Origin of the sequence: Streptomyces sp. NPDC087844 (assembly GCF_044742785.1) — a bacterium.
Classification (GTDB): domain Bacteria; phylum Actinomycetota; class Actinomycetes; order Streptomycetales; family Streptomycetaceae; genus Streptomyces.
Map to the genome: position 1 here is coordinate 154,466 of NZ_JBIUVD010000017.1, position 17,182 is coordinate 171,647.

The 17,182-nt window shown below is 70.0% G+C and carries 15 protein-coding genes and 3 tRNA genes; 8 read left to right on the plus strand and 10 right to left on the minus strand.

Going from position 1 to position 17,182, the window contains the following annotated elements:
• Positions 1-87: 87 nt before the first annotated feature.
• The 8 genes from ACIOKD_RS29230 to ACIOKD_RS29265 all read right to left on the minus strand — a co-directional run bounded on the left by ACIOKD_RS29230 (position 88) and on the right by ACIOKD_RS29265 (position 5,215).
• Positions 88-160, minus strand: a tRNA-Gly gene (locus ACIOKD_RS29230).
• 35 nt (positions 161-195) lie between these two features.
• Positions 196-816, minus strand: coding sequence for a response regulator (locus ACIOKD_RS29235; RefSeq protein ID WP_402089914.1), 621 nt, complete (start codon positions 814-816; stop codon positions 196-198).
• The gene (locus tag ACIOKD_RS29240) at positions 813-2,147 is read right to left on the minus strand and encodes a sensor histidine kinase (RefSeq protein ID WP_402089916.1); all 1,335 of its coding nucleotides are present in this window, start codon (positions 2,145-2,147) and stop codon (positions 813-815) included. Before ACIOKD_RS29240 ends, ACIOKD_RS29235 begins: the two co-directional genes overlap by 4 nt.
• A 140-nt stretch (positions 2,148-2,287) precedes the next feature.
• Entirely contained in the window at positions 2,288-3,094 is an 807-nt protein-coding gene (locus tag ACIOKD_RS29245) for an ABC transporter permease (RefSeq protein WP_402089917.1), read from the minus strand.
• Entirely contained in the window at positions 3,091-4,104 is a 1,014-nt protein-coding gene (locus ACIOKD_RS29250; protein WP_402089919.1) for an ABC transporter ATP-binding protein, read from the minus strand. Before ACIOKD_RS29250 ends, ACIOKD_RS29245 begins: the two co-directional genes overlap by 4 nt.
• A 185-nt stretch (positions 4,105-4,289) precedes the next feature.
• Positions 4,290-4,362: transfer RNA gene (locus ACIOKD_RS29255), tRNA-Gly, on the minus strand.
• 79 nt (positions 4,363-4,441) lie between these two features.
• Positions 4,442-4,513: transfer RNA gene (locus ACIOKD_RS29260), tRNA-Gly, on the minus strand.
• 384 nt (positions 4,514-4,897) lie between these two features.
• On the minus strand, positions 4,898-5,215 hold the full coding sequence (locus ACIOKD_RS29265; RefSeq protein ID WP_267028020.1) for an Lsr2 family protein: 318 nt from the start codon (positions 5,213-5,215) through the stop codon (positions 4,898-4,900).
• Positions 5,216-5,574: 359 nt separating this feature from the next.
• Here ACIOKD_RS29265 and purS point away from each other — a divergent pair, with 359 nt between their 5' ends.
• The 7 genes from purS to purM all read left to right on the plus strand — a co-directional run bounded on the left by purS (position 5,575) and on the right by purM (position 13,889).
• A complete protein-coding gene (gene purS / locus ACIOKD_RS29270; protein WP_055518089.1) occupies positions 5,575-5,838 on the plus strand; it encodes a phosphoribosylformylglycinamidine synthase subunit PurS in 264 nt (87 codons plus the stop codon).
• On the plus strand, positions 5,835-6,539 hold the full coding sequence (gene purQ, locus ACIOKD_RS29275; protein WP_402089922.1) for a phosphoribosylformylglycinamidine synthase subunit PurQ: 705 nt from the start codon (positions 5,835-5,837) through the stop codon (positions 6,537-6,539). Before purS ends, purQ begins: the two co-directional genes overlap by 4 nt.
• Positions 6,536-8,794, plus strand: a complete 2,259-nt coding sequence (purL, locus tag ACIOKD_RS29280) for a phosphoribosylformylglycinamidine synthase subunit PurL (RefSeq protein ID WP_402089924.1) — start codon at positions 6,536-6,538, stop codon at positions 8,792-8,794. The genes purQ and purL overlap by 4 nt, the downstream gene beginning before the upstream one ends.
• A 585-nt stretch (positions 8,795-9,379) precedes the next feature.
• Positions 9,380-10,177, plus strand: a complete 798-nt coding sequence (locus ACIOKD_RS29285; RefSeq protein WP_402089926.1) for a sterol carrier family protein — start codon at positions 9,380-9,382, stop codon at positions 10,175-10,177.
• 74 nt (positions 10,178-10,251) lie between these two features.
• Positions 10,252-11,142, plus strand: coding sequence for an META domain-containing protein (locus ACIOKD_RS29290; protein WP_402089928.1), 891 nt, complete (start codon positions 10,252-10,254; stop codon positions 11,140-11,142).
• Positions 11,143-11,224: 82 nt separating this feature from the next.
• Complete coding sequence (purF, locus tag ACIOKD_RS29295; protein ID WP_402089930.1) at positions 11,225-12,751, plus strand: amidophosphoribosyltransferase; 1,527 nt, start codon at positions 11,225-11,227, stop codon at positions 12,749-12,751.
• 67 nt (positions 12,752-12,818) lie between these two features.
• A complete protein-coding gene (gene purM / locus ACIOKD_RS29300) occupies positions 12,819-13,889 on the plus strand; it encodes a phosphoribosylformylglycinamidine cyclo-ligase (protein WP_402089932.1) in 1,071 nt (356 codons plus the stop codon).
• Positions 13,890-14,102: 213 nt separating this feature from the next.
• Here the strand turns inward: purM and ACIOKD_RS29305 are convergent, their stop codons facing one another.
• The gene (locus tag ACIOKD_RS29305; RefSeq protein WP_402089934.1) at positions 14,103-14,354 is read right to left on the minus strand and encodes a DUF3073 domain-containing protein; all 252 of its coding nucleotides are present in this window, start codon (positions 14,352-14,354) and stop codon (positions 14,103-14,105) included.
• A gap of 325 nt (positions 14,355-14,679) precedes the next feature.
• On the minus strand, positions 14,680-15,771 hold the full coding sequence (locus tag ACIOKD_RS29310; RefSeq protein WP_402089936.1) for a Leu/Phe/Val dehydrogenase: 1,092 nt from the start codon (positions 15,769-15,771) through the stop codon (positions 14,680-14,682).
• A 233-nt stretch (positions 15,772-16,004) separates the two neighbouring features.
• Here ACIOKD_RS29310 and ACIOKD_RS29315 point away from each other — a divergent pair, with 233 nt between their 5' ends.
• Positions 16,005-16,871 (plus strand): hypothetical protein, encoded by an 867-nt coding sequence (locus ACIOKD_RS29315; protein WP_402089938.1) that lies wholly within the window; start codon positions 16,005-16,007, stop codon positions 16,869-16,871.
• The last annotated feature ends 311 nt before the right edge of the window (positions 16,872-17,182 follow it).

Consider the following 17,182-nt stretch of genomic DNA (forward strand, 5'->3'; position numbering starts at 1 on the left):
CCGCGGCTTCCGCGGCCCCCGCGGCCCCGCGATCAACGCGGAAACCCCCGGTCGATGACCGGGGGTTTCCGCGTTCTTCCTACTCCGAGCGGACGACCAGGTTCGAACTGGCGACCTCAACCTTGGCAAGGTTGCGCTCTACCAACTGAGCTACGTCCGCGCCGCGTCCTGGCTTTCGCCGTGGCGCGAGAGCAACTATACCCAACCCCGCTCGCGCGCGAGACGCACCGCCGAGTGACGGTTCTCGGCTCCGAGTTTGGACACGGCCGACGACAGATAGTTGCGTACGGTCCCCTGCGACAGCGCGGCCCGCTCCGCGATCTCGGCGACGGGCGCCCCGTCGGAGGCCAGCTCCAGCACCTCGGCCTCGCGCGCGGTGAGCGGCGAATCCCCGGCGGAGATCGCGTCGGCGGCCAACTCGGGGTCGACATAACGGTTTCCCGCGTGGATGGTACGGATGATCTCCGCGAGCCGTCGCGCGCTCACCGTCTTCGGGACGAAACCGCGCACACCCGCCGTCAGCGCACGCTTGAGATGTCCGGGACGCCCATGGCTCGTCACGATGAGCACACGGCAGGCGGGCAGTTCGGTCCGCAGCGATGTGGCCACCCTCACACCGTCGGACCCGGGCATCTGCAGATCCAGGACGGCCACGTCGGGTTCGTGCGCCCGGGCCATCGCCAGCGCCTCGGGCCCGCCGGCCGCCTCCGCCACCACGAGCAGATCGTCCTCAAGACCCAGCAGCGCGGCGAGCGCCCCGCGGATGAGGTGCTCGTCGTCGGCGAGCAGCAGCCGGATGGGTCGTACGGGTGTCATGGGGTGACCTCTTCACTCACTGAGCGCGAAACGGTGTCCGTCGAGCCGGCGGACGAGAGACCCGACGAGGAGGTGGGAGGCAGGGGCACCTCGGCCACGACCCGGAAGAGGCCGCCGTCGACGGGTCCCGCCTCCAGCGTCCCGGCCACCGCGGCCAGCCGCTCCCGCAGCCCGGCGAGACCGGACCCCCCGCCGGGCTCCCCGCCGGGCCCTCCACCGGTCCCGGGCGCACCCGGCCCCCCGGTCGACCCCTGCGCGGCGGCCCACTCCACCCCGTCGTTCTCGACCGTGAGAACCACGTGTTCTCCCGCCGGTCGCAGCGTCACGCGGCACCGCCGGGCGTCGCCGTGCCGCAGTACGTTCGTGGTGGCCTCCCGTACGACCCAGCCGAGCGCCGACTGGACCGCCGGAGGCAGCCCGGTCGCGGAACCGGTCACCGAGCAGTCGACCCCGGCGGCGGTCAGAACGCCCTGCGCGCCGGCGAGTTCGGCGCCGAGGTCGGCCTCGCGGTAGCCCCGTACCACCTCGCGGACCTCGCGCTGCGACTCGCGGGCGATCCGCTGCACCTCGATCATCTGGTCCACGGCCTCGGGGCGCTCGCGGCGGGAGAGCTGGACGGCGAGTTCGCTCTTCAGGGCGATCACCGCGAGGTTGCGGCCCATCACGTCGTGCAGATCGCGTCCGAAGCGGAGCCGCTCCTCGGCGACGGCGAGGCGGGTCCGGGTCTCGCGGGCCGCGTCCAGCTCGTACACGGCGTCGAGCAGCCAGACGGAGAAGACGGAGGTGAAGGTGAGGCCGCCGCCGCCGAGCAGTACCGCGAACGCCGTTCCCAGTGCGGCATGTCCGTCGAGGCCCAGCGCGAACGCCATGGCTCCGGCATACACGGCGGAGCCGGTCACGATCCCCAGGACGCGCAGCCGGCCGCGTACCCCGAGCGCGATGGTGCCGGTCCCGAAGACCAGCACGCCCACGCAGAGCGGTACCGCCGCCGACGCCATGTCCTCGCCGCCCGGCCCGTGCTTCACCAGGCTGATCGCGGCGGTCCCCAGCAGCGCGGAGACCGCGCCGAGCGCGATGAGCAGGCGTACGGGCTGTTCACGGGTGCCGCGCGTCCAGTCGAGCGACCTGGACGCGGTCACCGCGCACAGCACGGCGTGGGCGCACAGCGGCAGGACCAGCCAGACGGCGAGCCCGGCCTCCACCTGCCCGAAGACCGGAAGCCCGATCGCGGTGAACTCCACCAGCGGAAAGAAGTGGAAGGACCAGCGGGTGTACGTCTCGACCTTCGCCAGCGTGCTCTTCCCGCGCCACCAGAGACCCGGCCTGCGCATTCCCGGACTCCCGACTCCCATGACCGACCGTCCCCGTCCTCCGTCGCCGCTTCCGCTTCCGCTTCCGCTTCGACTTCCGCTTCGACTTCCGCTTCGACTTCCGCTTCGACTTTCGCTTTCGTGCACCGCGCGGGCCGGGGTCAGCGCCTGGGTTCCCAGCGGAACCACTTGTGTACAGCAAACACCGCGAGCACGATCCAGGCCAGCGCCGTGGCGAGCGCGCCCAGCGCCTCGTACGTGGAGAGGTTCCCGGCCCAGCCACCGCGGATGAGAGTGATCACCGGGGACAGCGGCAGCAGTTCACAGAAGGTGGCGAGCCGGTCGGGCATGACCTCGAAGGGCACGACGGTGCCGGAGCCCATCATCGAGACGAGCAGCAGCGGCATCGCCGCGACCTGGGCGCCCTCCACGCTCCTGCTGAAACTCGCGGTCACCGCCGCGAGCGCCGGCCACATCATGAGTCCCAGCAGCAGCCCCACCACGGAGAGGAGAGGCGCCTCGGGCGCGTCCACGTCCATGAGCGCCGCGCAGGCGGCGGTCAGCACCAGGCTCTGCACCAGGCCGATGAGGACCGACGGGACGGCGGCACCCGCGAGGATCTCGGCATCCCGCAGCTCCCCGGTACGCAGCCGCTTGAGGACGAGTTCCTCGCGACGGGCGGCGTAGACGCTCACCAGCGAGCTGTAGACGGCGAAGAGCAGGGAGAAGCCGACGGCGGAGGGCAGGATGACCGAGCCGACCGAGAGGCCGGACCCCTTCAGGTCCATGTCCTCGACTGTCGAGCGAAGGCTGAGCGGCAGGACCAGCGGCACGAGGACGGCCGCGAAGAAGGTGGCCCTGCTGCGTGCCAGGAGGGTGAGTTCGGCCCGGGCGAGGGAGGTCATGCGGCCGACCGCGGTCACGGTCGACGCCGGCTGTGCGGTCCTGGTCACGGTGTCCGCGCTCATGCCACGTGCTCCTTCTCGGAGTGCTGCGATCGTTCCGCCTGCCCTGCCTGCCCTGCCTGCCCTGCCTGTTCCGCCTGGGCCTCCTGTTCCGAGACGTGCCGCGCGATGCGCAGGAACGCCTCCTCCAGGGACCCCGACCGGATGTCGAGCCCCCGCAGCTCGACACCGGTCCGCTCGGCCCACATCAGCAGTCCGGTGGCGGCCCGCTGCAACTCGTTCGTACGCAGCCGGAGCACGCGTCCGACGACCTCGTGCCCGGTGACGCCGAGGGAGTCGAGCGGCGGCAGATCGCCGGGGAAGTAGCCGCTGGGCAGTTCGAAGGAGATCCGCGACGGCTGGGAGGCGGTCACCTCGGCCGGGGTGCCGGAGACCGCGATCCGCCCGGCGTGCAGGATCGCGAGCCGGTCGGCGAGCCCTTCCGCCTCCTCCAGGTAGTGGGTGGTGAGCAGCACGGTCGTGCCCTGCGCGCGCAGTTCACGCACCAACTCCCAGGTCTCCTGGCGTCCTTCGGCGTCGAGGCCGGTCGTCGGCTCGTCGAGGAAGAGGACCTCGGGCCGTCCGAGGAGTGCGAGCGCCAGGTCCAGGCGCCGCTTCTCCCCACCGGACAGCTGCTTCACGCGTACGCCGGCCCGGCGGGTGAGGCCGACCAGGGACAGCGCCTCGCTCTCGGGGCGGGCTCCGCTCGTGCAGCCGGCCCACATCCGTACCGTCTCCGAGACGGTCAGTTCGGAGGGGAAGCCGCCTTCCTGGAGCATGAGGCCGATGCGCGGGCGGACGGCGGAACGTTCGGTGTACGGGTCATGGCCGAGGACGCGCACCTGTCCGGCGGCCGGTCGGGCGAGGCCCTCGATGAGTTCGACGGTGGAGGTCTTGCCCGCGCCGTTGGTGCCGAGCAGTGCGAAGAGTTCGCCCCGGGCGACTTCGAAGGAGACCCCTCGGACCGCCTCGAACCCTCCCCCGTAGACGCGTCGGAGATCAGTGACCTCGATCACGGGCTCATTCGTATTCATGACTCAAGCGTCTCGGCCGACCACGAGGCTCGGCAGTGCGCGCTGTCACCGCTGCACATGACAAATGTCAGACGGCGAAGAACGGGGTGACAGATGCGGTCGACGGATGCGGGGTGACGGATGCGCGCACACGAGAAAGGCCCCGATCACATGACCGGGGCCTTTGCTCACTGCTTCTTACCCTGAGCGGACGACCAGGTTCGAACTGGCGACCTCAACCTTGGCAAGGTTGCGCTCTACCAACTGAGCTACGTCCGCATTGCCTCCGACCGGCTTTCACCGATCGGCGCGAACACCAGCCTACCTGATCGAAAGAGCGACCAGACCGGCGATGCAGAGCGGGTGACAGGAATTGCACACTGCGCCTTCCCCCTGGAAGGGGGATGTTCTGCTACTGAACTACACCCGCGTGACTCCGGTGAGCCGGGCCTTTCGGCCTTGCCCCTCGGCGTGCTCCAGACTCTAGCCGATCGCCAGGGGTACAACGCAAGTCGACTGCCCCCGGAGCCGAATGCCCCCCGCCCCCGCCCCTCCAGGAGCGTCGGGAACGGCACGCGCAACGCCCACGCCGCCGACGAACAACCGCCACCCCTGGCCACCCAAGGGGCGCGGGGAGCTGCGCGCTCAGCCCCCACGCCGCCGCACCTGACGAACAACCTCCACCCCCCGCCCTCTGGCGGGCCCGCCCGCAGGGGGCCGGCGCAGGAGCCCGACCCCCGAGCGGCCGAACTCCCGCACCACCCCACCACCGCCCAAGAACCCGAAGCGGCCCGCAGGGCACTCCCGCAGGGCACTACTGCGCAGCGGTGAAAGCCTCATACACCCGCTTGGGAATCCGCCCCCGCGCAGGCACCTCCAGCTTGTTGGACTGCGCCCACGCGCGAACGGCCGCCGGATCGGGCGCCACGGCAGTCTGCCGGTAGGCCTTCCCGGAGCGCGACCGCTTGCGCCCGGCCTCCACGTACGGCTCCAGCGCCCTGCGCAACTGCTCTGCATTGGCCGGATTCAGGTCGATCTCGTACGACTTGCCGTCCAGACCGAAGGCGATCGTTTCCGCCGCTTCCGAGCCGTCGATGTCGTCGGAGAGAGTCACTACGACACGCTGCGCCACGAATATCGGTCCCTTCGTGCGGCACCTATCCGACGACGTGCGATGACGTGCCGAGATGCCGACTGTCCGACTGCTTTTACGGGTGATTGGGCAAAGTATCGGCTATTGCCAATTCATTTGTACAGTGCCCGGCAATCCAATGTGAAGCTCGACTAAATCTCCTGGCGTGTCCCCAGGCAATAGGGGACCCGGGCTCGATCCGGATCTTTCCCAGGATTTTTCGTGAAGGCAGCCCGACGATAGGTTCTCGATGCTGAATCGTGATGACCGTCACGTAGATTCCTACGAATCTACCCGCGTAGAAATTTTGTACGGGTAGTCTGAAGGAACCTGCTCAGCACCACACACCGGGAGTGCCAGTGGCACGCGTCGTAGTCGACGTCATGCTCAAGCCGGAGATCCTCGACCCCCAGGGCCAGGCGGTGCAGCGTGCACTGCCGCGCCTCGGTTTCGAAGGCATCTCCGACGTCCGTCAGGGAAAGCGATTCGAACTGGAAGTGGACGGACCGGTGGACGACACCGCCCTCGCCCGCATCCACGAACTCGCCGAATCCTTCCTCGCCAACACCGTGATCGAGGACTTCACCGTCAAGGTCGAGGAAGTCGCGGAGGCCGGAAAGTGACCGCTCGTATTGGCGTCGTCACTTTCCCGGGAAGCCTCGACGACCGGGACACCCAGCGTGCGATCAAGCTCGCCGGGGCCGAACCCGTCGCTCTCTGGCACAAGGACAAGGACCTCAAGCAGGTCGACGCCGTTGTCCTGCCGGGTGGTTTCTCGTACGGCGACTATCTGCGCGCCGGTGCGATCTCGCGCTTCTCGCCGGTCATGGCGACGGTGATTGAGCAGGCGAAGTCGGGAATGCCGGTGCTCGGCATCTGCAACGGCTTCCAGATCCTCACCGAGGCCCATCTCCTCCCCGGCGGGATGCTCGGCAACGACCACCTGCACTTCATGTGCCGGGACCAGAAGTTGAGGGTGGAGAACGCGGAAACCGCCTGGACCGCGGACTACGAGTCCGGCCAGGAGATCCACATCCCGCTGAAGAACATGGACGGGCGGTACGTCGCCGACGAGCGCACCCTCGACATGCTGGAGGCGGAGGGCCGCGTCGTCTTCCGTTACGTGGTCGGCGGCGAGTTCGCCGACGGTTTCGGCAATCCCAACGGCTCGCTGCGGGACATCGCCGGCATCTCGAACGAGGCGGGCAACGTCGTCGGTCTGATGCCGCACCCGGAGCACGCTGTCGAGCCCCTCGTCGGGTCCGGCCGCACCGACGGCCTCCCCTTCTTCACCTCGATCCTCAAGAAGCTGGTCAACGCATGAGCCGGACGCCTCTGGACACGGTCGAGCACGCGGCCGGGACCCCCGACGTCGAGCTGCCCTGGGCCGAACTCGGCCTGAAGAAGGACGAGTACGAGCGGGTCGTGGAGATCCTCGGCCGCCGCCCGACCGGTGCCGAGCTCGCCATGTACTCGGTCATGTGGTCCGAGCACTGCAGCTACAAGTCCTCGAAGGTGCACCTGCGCCAGTTCGGTGAGAAGGCGCCCCGGTCGGACGCCCTCCTCGTCGGCATCGGCGAGAACGCCGGCGTCGTCGACGTCGGCCAGGGCTACGCGGTCACCTTCAAGGTCGAGTCGCACAACCACCCCTCCTACGTCGAGCCCTACCAGGGCGCGGCCACCGGCGTCGGCGGCATCGTGCGCGACATCATCGCGATGGGCGCGCGGCCGGTGGCGGTGGTCGACCCCCTCCGCTTCGGTGCGGCCGACCACCCGGACACCAAGCGCGTACTGCCCGGTGTCGTCGCGGGCATCGGCGGCTACGGCAACTGTCTGGGCCTGCCCAACATCGGCGGCGAGGTCGTCTTCGACGCCTGCTACCAGGGCAACCCGCTGGTCAACGCCGGCGCCATCGGCGTCATGCGGCACGAGGACATCCACCTCGCGAAGGCGTCCGGCACCGGCAACAAGGTCATCCTGTACGGGGCCCGCACGGGCGGCGACGGCATCGGCGGCGCCTCCATCCTGGCGAGTGAGACCTTCGACGACGCGAAGCCCTCGAAACGCCCCGCCGTCCAGGTCGGCGACCCCTTCCAGGAGAAGCTCCTCATCGAGTGCACCCTGGAGGCCTTCGCCGAGAAGCTGGTCGTCGGCATCCAGGACCTGGGCGCGGCCGGCCTGTCCTGCGCCACCAGCGAGCTGGCTTCGAACGGCTCCGGCGGCATGCGCGTGACGCTGGACGACGTACCCCTGCGCGACTCGACTCTCTCTCCCGAGGAAATCCTCATGAGCGAGTCGCAGGAACGCATGTGCGCGGTCGTCGAGCCGTCGAAGGTCGACCGCTTCCTGGAGATCTGCGACAAGTGGGACGTCATCGCCACGGTGATCGGTGAGGTCACCGACGGCGACCGCCTTGAGATCTTCTGGCACGGCGGCAAGATCGTCGACGTCGACCCGCGCACGGTCGCGCACGACGGCCCGGTCTACGAGCGCCCGTACGCACGCCCGCACTGGCAGGACGCGCTGCAGGCGGACGACGCCAACAAGCTGCCCCGGCCCGAGACGTCGGAGGAGCTGAAGAAGCAGGTCCTCCAGCTGGTCTCCTCCCCGAACCAGGCCTCCAAGTCCTGGATCACCTCCCAGTACGACCACTTCGTGCAGGGCAACACGGTGCTGGCGCAGCCCGAGGACTCGGGCATGATCCGCATCGACGAGGAGTCCGGCCTCGGGGTGGCCATCGCCACGGACGGCAACGGCCGCTACACCAAGCTGGACCCGTACCACGGTGCCCAGTTGGCGCTGGCCGAGGCGTACCGGAACGTCGCGACGACCGGTGCCAAGCCGCTCGCCGTCTCCGACTGCCTGAACTTCGGTTCGCCCGAGGACCCGGCCGTCATGTGGCAGTTCGCGGAGGCCGTCCGCGGACTGGCCGACGGGTGCCTGCAGTTGGGCACGCCGGTGACCGGCGGCAACGTCTCGCTCTACAACCAGACGGGCGAGGCGGCCATCCACCCCACGCCGGTCGTCGCGGTCCTGGGCGTCATCGACGACGTGGCCCGGCGCACTCCGGTCGCCTACCGGGAGGAAGGGCAGCTGCTCTACCTCCTCGGCGACACCCGTGAGGAGTTCGGCGGTTCGGCCTGGTCGCAGGTCGTCCACGACCACCTCGGCGGACTGCCGCCGGCCGTGGACCTGGAGCGCGAACGCCTCCTCGGCGAGATCCTGATCTCCGCCTCCCGCGACGGCATGATCGACTCCGCGCACGACCTGTCCGACGGCGGTCTCATCCAGGCCGTGGTCGAGTCGGCGCTGCTCGGGGGCAAGGGGGCACGGCTCGTCGTACCCGACGGGCTCGACGCCTTCACGTTCCTGTTCTCCGAGTCCGCGGGCCGCGCGGTCGTCGCGATCCCGCGTTCCGAGGAACTGCGCTTCACCGACATGTGCGGTGCGCGGGGTCTGCCGGCCGCGCGTATCGGTGTCGTCGACGCTGACGCGGTGGAGGTCCAGGGCGAGTTCACGCTGCCCCTGTCCGACCTGCGCACGGCGCACACGGAGACGATCCCGGCGCTGTTCGCGTAGCGGCCGCGTTCCGCTCCGCAGTGGCACGGCCCCGCCCGGGGTACGGGCGGGGCCGTGCTGCGTCTTCGGCCCGGTGGGGGCCGGCCTAAACGATTGCGCAGTTCCCCGCGCCCCCAAGGGCGGTTGGCGGAGCCGCGAATCGACACAGCCCCACGCCCACGGGCACCCCTCAGGGGCGCGGGGAACGGCGCGTCCAGCCTTCACTGGCCCGCGGTTGAAGTAGGCCCGCTCGTCGACGGCCTGCCAAGCCGGCTCGGGCAGGCCCCGTCTGCCTGCCTTCAAGGGGCGCGGGGGAACGGCGCGTCCAGCCTTCTCTGGCCCGCAGTTGAAGTGGGCCCGCTCGTCGACGGCCTGCCAAGCCGGCTCGGGCAGGCCCCGTCTGCCTGCCTTCAAGGGGCGCGGGGAACCGCGCGTCCAGCCTTCACTGGCCCGCAGTTGAAGTAGGCCCGCTCATCGACGGCCTGCCAAGCCGGCTCGGGCAGGCCCCGTCTGCCTGCCTTCAAGGGGCGCGGGGAACGGCGCGTCCAGCCCTCACTGGCCCGCAGCCGAAGCACCCCCTCCCAGCGGACCGCTTAAACTCCCCCCATGCCCCCGGCCAGGAAACGCCCCCGTACCTACGACCCGGCGAAGACCCGCGCCGCGGTCCTCGCCCAGTTCGGGAACGTCCGGGCGGCCGTCCGCACCCTCACCCCCGGCCAACTCGCCGCACCCGCCGGCCTCGGCGACTGGACCGTGCGGGAGCTGGCCGCGCACCTGGCCATGGCACTGGAAGCCGTGAACCGGGGCCTGGACGGGCCGGAGCCCTCCGCCCCCACGCTCGCCCTGCTCGACTGGCCGTCCGCCACGGCCCCCCGGGCGGCCGAGGTCGACGGGGACGTACACGCGCTCGCCGCCACCGAGCCGGACCTGGACGCGCTGTACGAGCGCACGGAAGCCCGCTTCACCGAGCGCCTGCCACAAGCCCCGGGCGGACGCCTGCTGGGCACCCGCGTGGGAGCGATGACCCTGGCCGACCACCTCGTCACCCGCACGGTGGAGCTGGTCGTCCACACCGGCGACCTCAACGCGGCAGTCCCGGGGCTCGACGTCCCGTACGACCGCCAGGCCCTCGCCACCTGCACCCGTCTGCTCGCCGACGCCCTCGCCGCGAAGGCGCCCGGCGCCTCCACCGAGGTGCGCGTACCCCCGTACGCCGTCGTGCAGTGCGTGGAGGGCCCGCGCCACACCCGGGGCACCCCGCCCAACGTCGTGGAGACGGACCCGCTCACCTGGATCCGCCTCGCGACGGGGCGTACGCGCTGGAAGACCGCCGTCGACGACGCGAAGGTCAGCGCGAGCGGAGAACGCGCCGACCTGGGCGCACTGCTCCCCCTCATGAGCTGAGCCCGACGGCCGAACCGAGCGCGCCCGTTGCCCCGTGAGGGAACCAATCACCCCACCCGCCCCGTCAAAGCGGCATGCACACGCAGCGACGCAACCTCAGCGCCCTCAGCCCGCGGGTCGGCCTCAGCGCCCTGGCGGTCACCGGACTCCTCGCCACGGCCGCCTGCGGCACGGAGAGCGGCGACAGCGGCAGCGGCGGCGGCAAGGAGTCCGGTGCCAGTTCCGTCGGGACCCGGCAGGACACCGGACTCACCGGCAAGCAGTGGAACGTCGAAAGCGTGACGGCCGACGGGAAGACGCAGGACGCCCCGGCCGGCGCGCACGTCGAGTTCGGCAAGGACGGCAAGGTGGGCGGCAACTACGGCTGCAACCACTTCGGGGCCACCGCCGAGATCGAGGGCGACACGATCACGATCGGCGACGACACCTTCAAGACCGAGATGGCCTGCACGGCCGACGGGACGATGGGCTTCGAGTCGAAACTCGGCGAGGTCATGTCCGACAGCACGATCAAGGCCGAGGTCAACGGCGACAGGCTGACACTCACCACCGAGGACGGGTACACCGTGAAGCTGACAGCCGAGAAGCCGGTCGACCTCTACGGCACGAAGTGGAACGTCACCGGCACGGTGAAGGTCGACGCGAAGGGCGACGCCCAGGGCGGCTCCGCCGTCGCCCTGCCCTCCGGGGCCAAGGACAAGGTCCATCTCACCTTCGACGAGAAGGGCACCGTCCGCGGTGAGCTCGGCTGCAACAAGGTGACGGCGAAGGCCACGGTCGGCGACGGCACTATCACTCTGGGCGCGGCGGGCACCACCCGGAAGATGTGCTCCGACTCACTCATGGACACCGAACGCTCCCTCCTGAAGCTGTTCGGCGGCACGGTGAAGTACCGGCTGAAGGGCAGCAACCTCACGCTGACCAGCGAAAACGGCGCGGGCCTGGAAGCCGTCGCCGCGAAGTGATCCCGGCGGGCGGCGCCTGACGACACCGCTCGGGCACTTCCCCAATTCGGACCAGTGGTCGATCTCGCCTACACTCGGTGGCGTGCCACGTGGTGACGGTCGACTCAGTCATGATCTGCTCCCCGGCGAGAAAGGACCCCAGGACGCTTGCGGCGTCTTCGGAGTCTGGGCTCCCGGTGAAGAGGTCGCCAAGCTCACTTACTTCGGGCTCTACGCCCTCCAGCATCGAGGCCAGGAATCCGCGGGAATCGCGGTGAGCAACGGCTCTCAGATCCTTGTCTTCAAGGACATGGGGCTCGTGTCCCAGGTCTTCGACGAGGCCTCCCTCGGCTCCCTGCTCGGTCATATCGCGGTCGGTCACGCCCGCTACTCGACCACCGGTGCCTCCACCTGGGAGAACGCCCAGCCGACCTTCCGTGCCACCGGGCACGGCTCGATCGCGCTCGGCCACAACGGCAACCTCGTCAACACGGCGGAGCTCGCCGGAATGGTCGCCGACCTCCCCAAGCAGGAGGGCCGCACGCCCCGTGTGGCGGCGACCAACGACACCGACCTGCTGACGGCCCTGCTGGCCGCCCAGGTGGACGACGACGGCAAGCCGCTGACCGTCGAGGAGGCCTCCGCGAAGGTCCTCCCGCAGATCAAGGGCGCCTTCTCGCTCGTCTTCATGGACGAGCACACCCTCTACGCCGCCCGTGACCCGCAGGGCATCCGCCCGCTGGTCCTCGGCCGTCTGGAGCGCGGCTGGGTCGTCGCCTCCGAGTCCGCCGCCCTCGACATCTGCGGCGCGGCCTACGTCCGCGAGATCGAGCCGGGCGAGTTCGTCGCCATCGACGAGAACGGACTGCGAACCTCCCGATTCGCGGAAGCGAAGCCCAAAGGCTGTGTCTTCGAGTACGTGTACCTGGCCCGCCCGGACACCGACATCGCCGGCCGGAACGTGTACCTCTCCCGGGTCGAGATGGGCCGCCGTCTCGCCAAGGAAGCTCCGGCGGAAGCCGATCTGGTCATAGCGACTCCGGAGTCCGGCACGCCCGCCGCGATCGGTTACGCGGAGGCCTCCGGCATCCCGTTCGGTGCCGGTCTCGTGAAGAACGCGTATGTCGGCCGGACCTTCATCCAGCCTTCACAGACCATTCGCCAGCTGGGCATCAGGCTGAAGCTGAATCCCCTCAAGGAAGTCATCAAGGGCAAGCGTCTGGTCGTCGTCGACGACTCGATCGTGCGCGGCAACACCCAGCGCGCCCTGGTCCGGATGCTCCGCGAGGCGGGCGCGGCCGAGATCCACATCAGGATCTCCTCGCCCCCCGTGAAGTGGCCCTGCTTCTTCGGCATCGACTTCGCGACCCGCGCGGAGCTGATCGCCAACGGCATGTCCATCGAGGAGATCGGCACGTCCCTGGGCGCCGACTCCCTCTCGTACATCTCCATCGACGGCATGATCGAGGCCACCACCATCGACAAGCCGAACCTCTGCCGTGCCTGCTTCGACGGCGAGTACCCGATGGACCTCCCGGACCCCGAGCTGCTCGGCAAGCAGCTCCTGGAGACCGAGCTGGCCGCGGGCCCCGCGGCCACGGCCGCGACCGACGCGATCCGTCGCCCGTAAGCCCTCGCAGCGACACAGCAGCGCTACCGCAGCGACACCGCTGTACGACACGAAAGTCCTCACCCCCATGTCTGAGACAACTGGTGCCAGCTACGCCGCCGCGGGCGTCGACATCGAAGCGGGCGACCGCGCCGTCGAACTGATGAAGGAGTGGGTGAAGAAGACCCAGCGCCCCGAGGTACTCGGTGGCCTGGGTGGCTTCGCCGGCCTCTTCGACGCCTCCGCCCTCAAGCGGTACGAGCGCCCGCTGCTCGCCTCCGCCACGGACGGTGTCGGCACGAAGGTCGACCTGGCCCGGCAGCTCGGCGTGTACGACACCATCGGCCACGACCTGGTCGCGATGGTCATGGACGACATCGTGGTGTGCGGCGCCGAGCCGCTCTTCATGACCGACTACATCTGTGTCGGCAAGGTCCACCCGGAGCGCGTGGCGGCCATCGTGAAGGGCATCGCCGAGGGCTGTGTCCTCGCGGGCTGCGCCCTGGTGGGCGGCGAGACGGCCGAACACCCCGGTCTGCTCGGCCCGGACGACTTCGACGTCGCCGGCGCCGGTACGGGCGTGGTGGAGGCCGACCGGCTGCTCGGCGCGGATCGTATCCGTACGGGTGACGCGGTGATCGCCATGGCGTCCTCCGGCCTTCACTCGAACGGGTACTCACTCGTCCGGCACGTCCTGTTCGACCGCGGGAACCTGAAGCTCGACAACCACGTCGAGGAGTTCGGCCGCACACTCGGCGAGGAGCTCCTGGAGCCCACCAAGATCTACTCGCTGGACTGTCTGGCGCTGACCCGCACGACCGACGTGCACGCGTACTCGCACATCACGGGCGGCGGTCTCGCGGCCAACCTCGCCCGGGTGATCCCGGACGGCCTGCACGCGACCGTCGACCGCGCCACCTGGACCCCGGCCCCGGTCTTCGACCTGGTCGGCACCACCGGCCAGGTCGAGCGCCTGGAACTCGAAAAGACGCTGAACATGGGCGTGGGCATGATCGCGATCGTCCCCCAGGACTCCGCGGACGCGGCCCTCACCACCCTGGCGGACCGAGGAGTGGAAGCCTGGGTGGCAGGCGAGATCACCGACCGCGCCGACCACAACACGGGCGCGACCCTGATCAACGACTACGCCCCCCGCTAGGACCCGCTAGGACGGCACGGCTCAGCAGGTCCCGTCCGGGGCGCCCGTGAGGGCGCCCTTCAGGGGCGCGACCAGCCACGACAAACCCGCGGCCGGCGGACCCACAGCACGTACTCCCAGCCAACCCGCGGAGCGGGCATGCACAAAACCCGGTCCGGCAATTAACCCCGGACCGGGTGAAGCGCAGCTAGAACGACGAGCGCAGCTGGTACGTCAAGCCCCGCGGCGTTGCGACGCAGGACCGGACTCATCGTCCTCGTCCCCGTCGTCGTTGTAGAGATCCGCGTACTGGGAGTACGGGTCGTCTTCCTCGTCGTCGTCCTCGAACGGCTCGCCATTCGGCGGCTGTTGCGAAGTCGAAGCGCCCAGCTCATTGGCCAGACGCGACAGATCGGTCCCGCCGCTGCTGTACTTCAGCTGGCGGGCGACCTTCGTCTGCTTGGCCTTTGCCCGGCCGCGCCCCATGGCTCGACCCCCTCGAATACGGGGCTCGACGGCCCCAGAGTCTTGACACGCGTTCATGATCTGGAACGGGCTCTCCGTGGAGAGACCGGTCCGTAGGGCTTCCACGGTACCTGAGCCCACGCCCATACGGTACGTCGCCCGCAGGAAGCTCGTGTGCACAGGACCCGCGAGGTGCCCTGTCCTCGCTGGTCAACCGCGATTTTAACCTCTTCTTGGCGAGCGACCCGCCGACGAACGTGAGAGTTCTCTCCAACCGCCCGCCGACGGGACCCCCGCGGGGCCGTGCGCACGGCCTTCCGAACGGCTGCCGAACGGCTTTTGAACATCAGGGGCGGCAGGCCTCCGCCATGCGGTGCTCGGCGATACGGTCGGCCGCGGCGGCCGGCGGAATCCCGTCTTCCTTCGCACGAGCGAATATGGCCAGCGTGGTGTCGAAGATCTTCGCGGCCTTCGTCCGGCACCGCTCGAAGTCGAAGCCGTGGAGCTCGTCGGCGACCTGGATGACACCGCCCGCGTTCACCACGTAGTCCGGCGCGTAGAGGATCCCGCGGTCGAGGAGGTCCTTCTCCACGCCCGGGTGTTCCAGCTGGTTGTTGGCCGCGCCGCAGACGATCTTCGCGGTGAGCGCCGGCACGGAGTCGTCGTTCAGGGCGCCGCCGAGCGCGCACGGGGCGTAGATGTCCAGCCCCTCGGTCCGGATCAGCCGCTCGGTGTCCGGGGCGACCCGCACGGAGGGGTGCTTGTCGGCGATGCGGCCCACGGCGTCCTGGCGCACGTCCGCGATCACGACCCGGGCGCCGTCCTCCAGCAGGTGCTCCACCAGGTGGCGGCCGACCTTGCCGACGCCCGCGACGCCGACCGCGCGGTCGCGCAGCGACGGGTCGCCCCACAGGTGCTGGGCGGACGCCCGCATGCCCTGGAAGACCCCGAAGGCCGTCAGGACGGACGAGTCGCCCGCGCCGCCGTTCTCGGGTGAGCGGCCGGTGGTCCAGCGGCACTCGCGCGCCACGACGTCCATGTCGGCCACGTAGGTGCCGACGTCGCAGGCGGTCACGTACCGCCCGCCGAGCGAGGCCACGAAACGGCCGTACGCGAGGAGCAGGTCCTCGGTCTTGATCTGCTCGGGGTCACCGATGATCACGGCCTTGCCGCCGCCGTGGTCGAGCCCGGCCATGGCGTTCTTGTACGACATCCCGCGGGAGAGGTTCAGCGCGTCGGCGACGGCCGCGGCCTCGCTCTCGTACGGGTAGAAGCGGGTGCCGCCGAGGGCCGGGCCCAGGGCGGTCGAGTGGATGGCGATGACGGCCTTGAGGCCGGTGGCGCGGTCCTGACAGAGCACGACCTGCTCATGGCCCCCCTGATCCGACCGGAACAGGGTGTGCAGTACGTCGTCAGGGCTGCCGGTTACGTCGGCCACGGTGGTGACTCCCAGGTAAGTAGCGGCGGGTCGGGGCGGCCCTCGTACGGGTGGCGGGGGTCCGTGTGGCACGAGGTTAGAGCCTGTGCGGGACCGCCATCGGCCCAGTGGTCAGGATCACCCCCGCGCGGAGTACGGTCACGGGCGGGCGTGGGACGATTTGCAGGGGTTTCCCGCGTGTCCGCACACAGGTCGCGCGGTTTTCCACCGGGTCGGCCGGGGAGGGAGCAAGCGTGCCCAAGGAGTCCTCGTTGATCGTCCCGTACGCGTCCTATCTCCGGGTGTACGAACCGCTCGCGGCCTTCCCGGAACCGGAGCGCGACCACTGGTACGGCTATGCGCGCCGGCCCGAGCGTCCCTCGTACCAGGACGAACTGCGCCGTTCGCTGGCCGATCTGCTGCCCGTGCCGCCGGTCCCTGTGCCGGTGCAGGAGAGCGGTGACGCGTTCGTCGCGGAGGTGGACGGCGTGCTGTGCGTGTGCCCCTGGCGGACCCGGCTGCGCGGCTGGGAGGCGCTGGGCGATCTGGGCGAGGAGTTGCCGGCCCCGGTCCTGGACGCGGCGCTGCCGGAGCTCGTACGCCGTCAGGCGGCCCAGGACTACGAGCGCTGGCTGACCCGCAACCCGGACGCCCGGCCCTGGATCCGCACCTCGACCTGGCAGGTCCCGCTGCACTGGTTCGTACTCGTCTCGGACGAGGAGCGCGAGTACGACAAGGGGGCCGGGTCCGGGGGCGGTTCGCGGGCCGGGGAGGACGCGCCCGTGCTCCGCTACCGCACGCCGATGGTGCAGGCGCGGCGGCGGGTGGCGCGGGCCCTGCGGACGCTGCGGGACACCCTCGACGAGGGGCCGCTCATCGACGGCCTGGTGGACGTGGGGCGCTGGCTGGAGGAATTCCATCCGCGCTCGCTGGTGGAGCTGGACTACGGGGGCCTCGTCCACGTCCTGCCCGCGGGGGAACTCGACGGCGACCACTCCGCCGCGGATGTCGCCGAGGGCATCGAGGCGTTGCGTACGGGCGACGGGCCCGGCGCGGGTGAGGCATACGGTCGGCTCGTGGAACGGTGGCGTTCGGTCCGGGACCGCCGCTCGGCGAACTGAGGGCGGCGCGAAGGCTCTTCAGGGCCGACGGTTCCTGTGCGTCACGCAGCCTGACAGGACGTAAGTCCCGATCCGGGTCGTACGGGGTAAGCGTGACGGACGGCACTAACACGGACCTTGCGCCCAACGCCCCTCCTCATGCCAAAATAGGACAAGGAGTCCGGGGAGGGCTCCCTCTGCCCGCTTTTGGGTGGAATCTCGGCATTGCGCTGCAGGGGGGTCCCGTGACTCCTGACGCCTCTGTGACTGATCGTCACAGAGGCGTGACTGTCCGCTATGGCATGGTCCATCGGCTTCCGTCGCTGATGAAC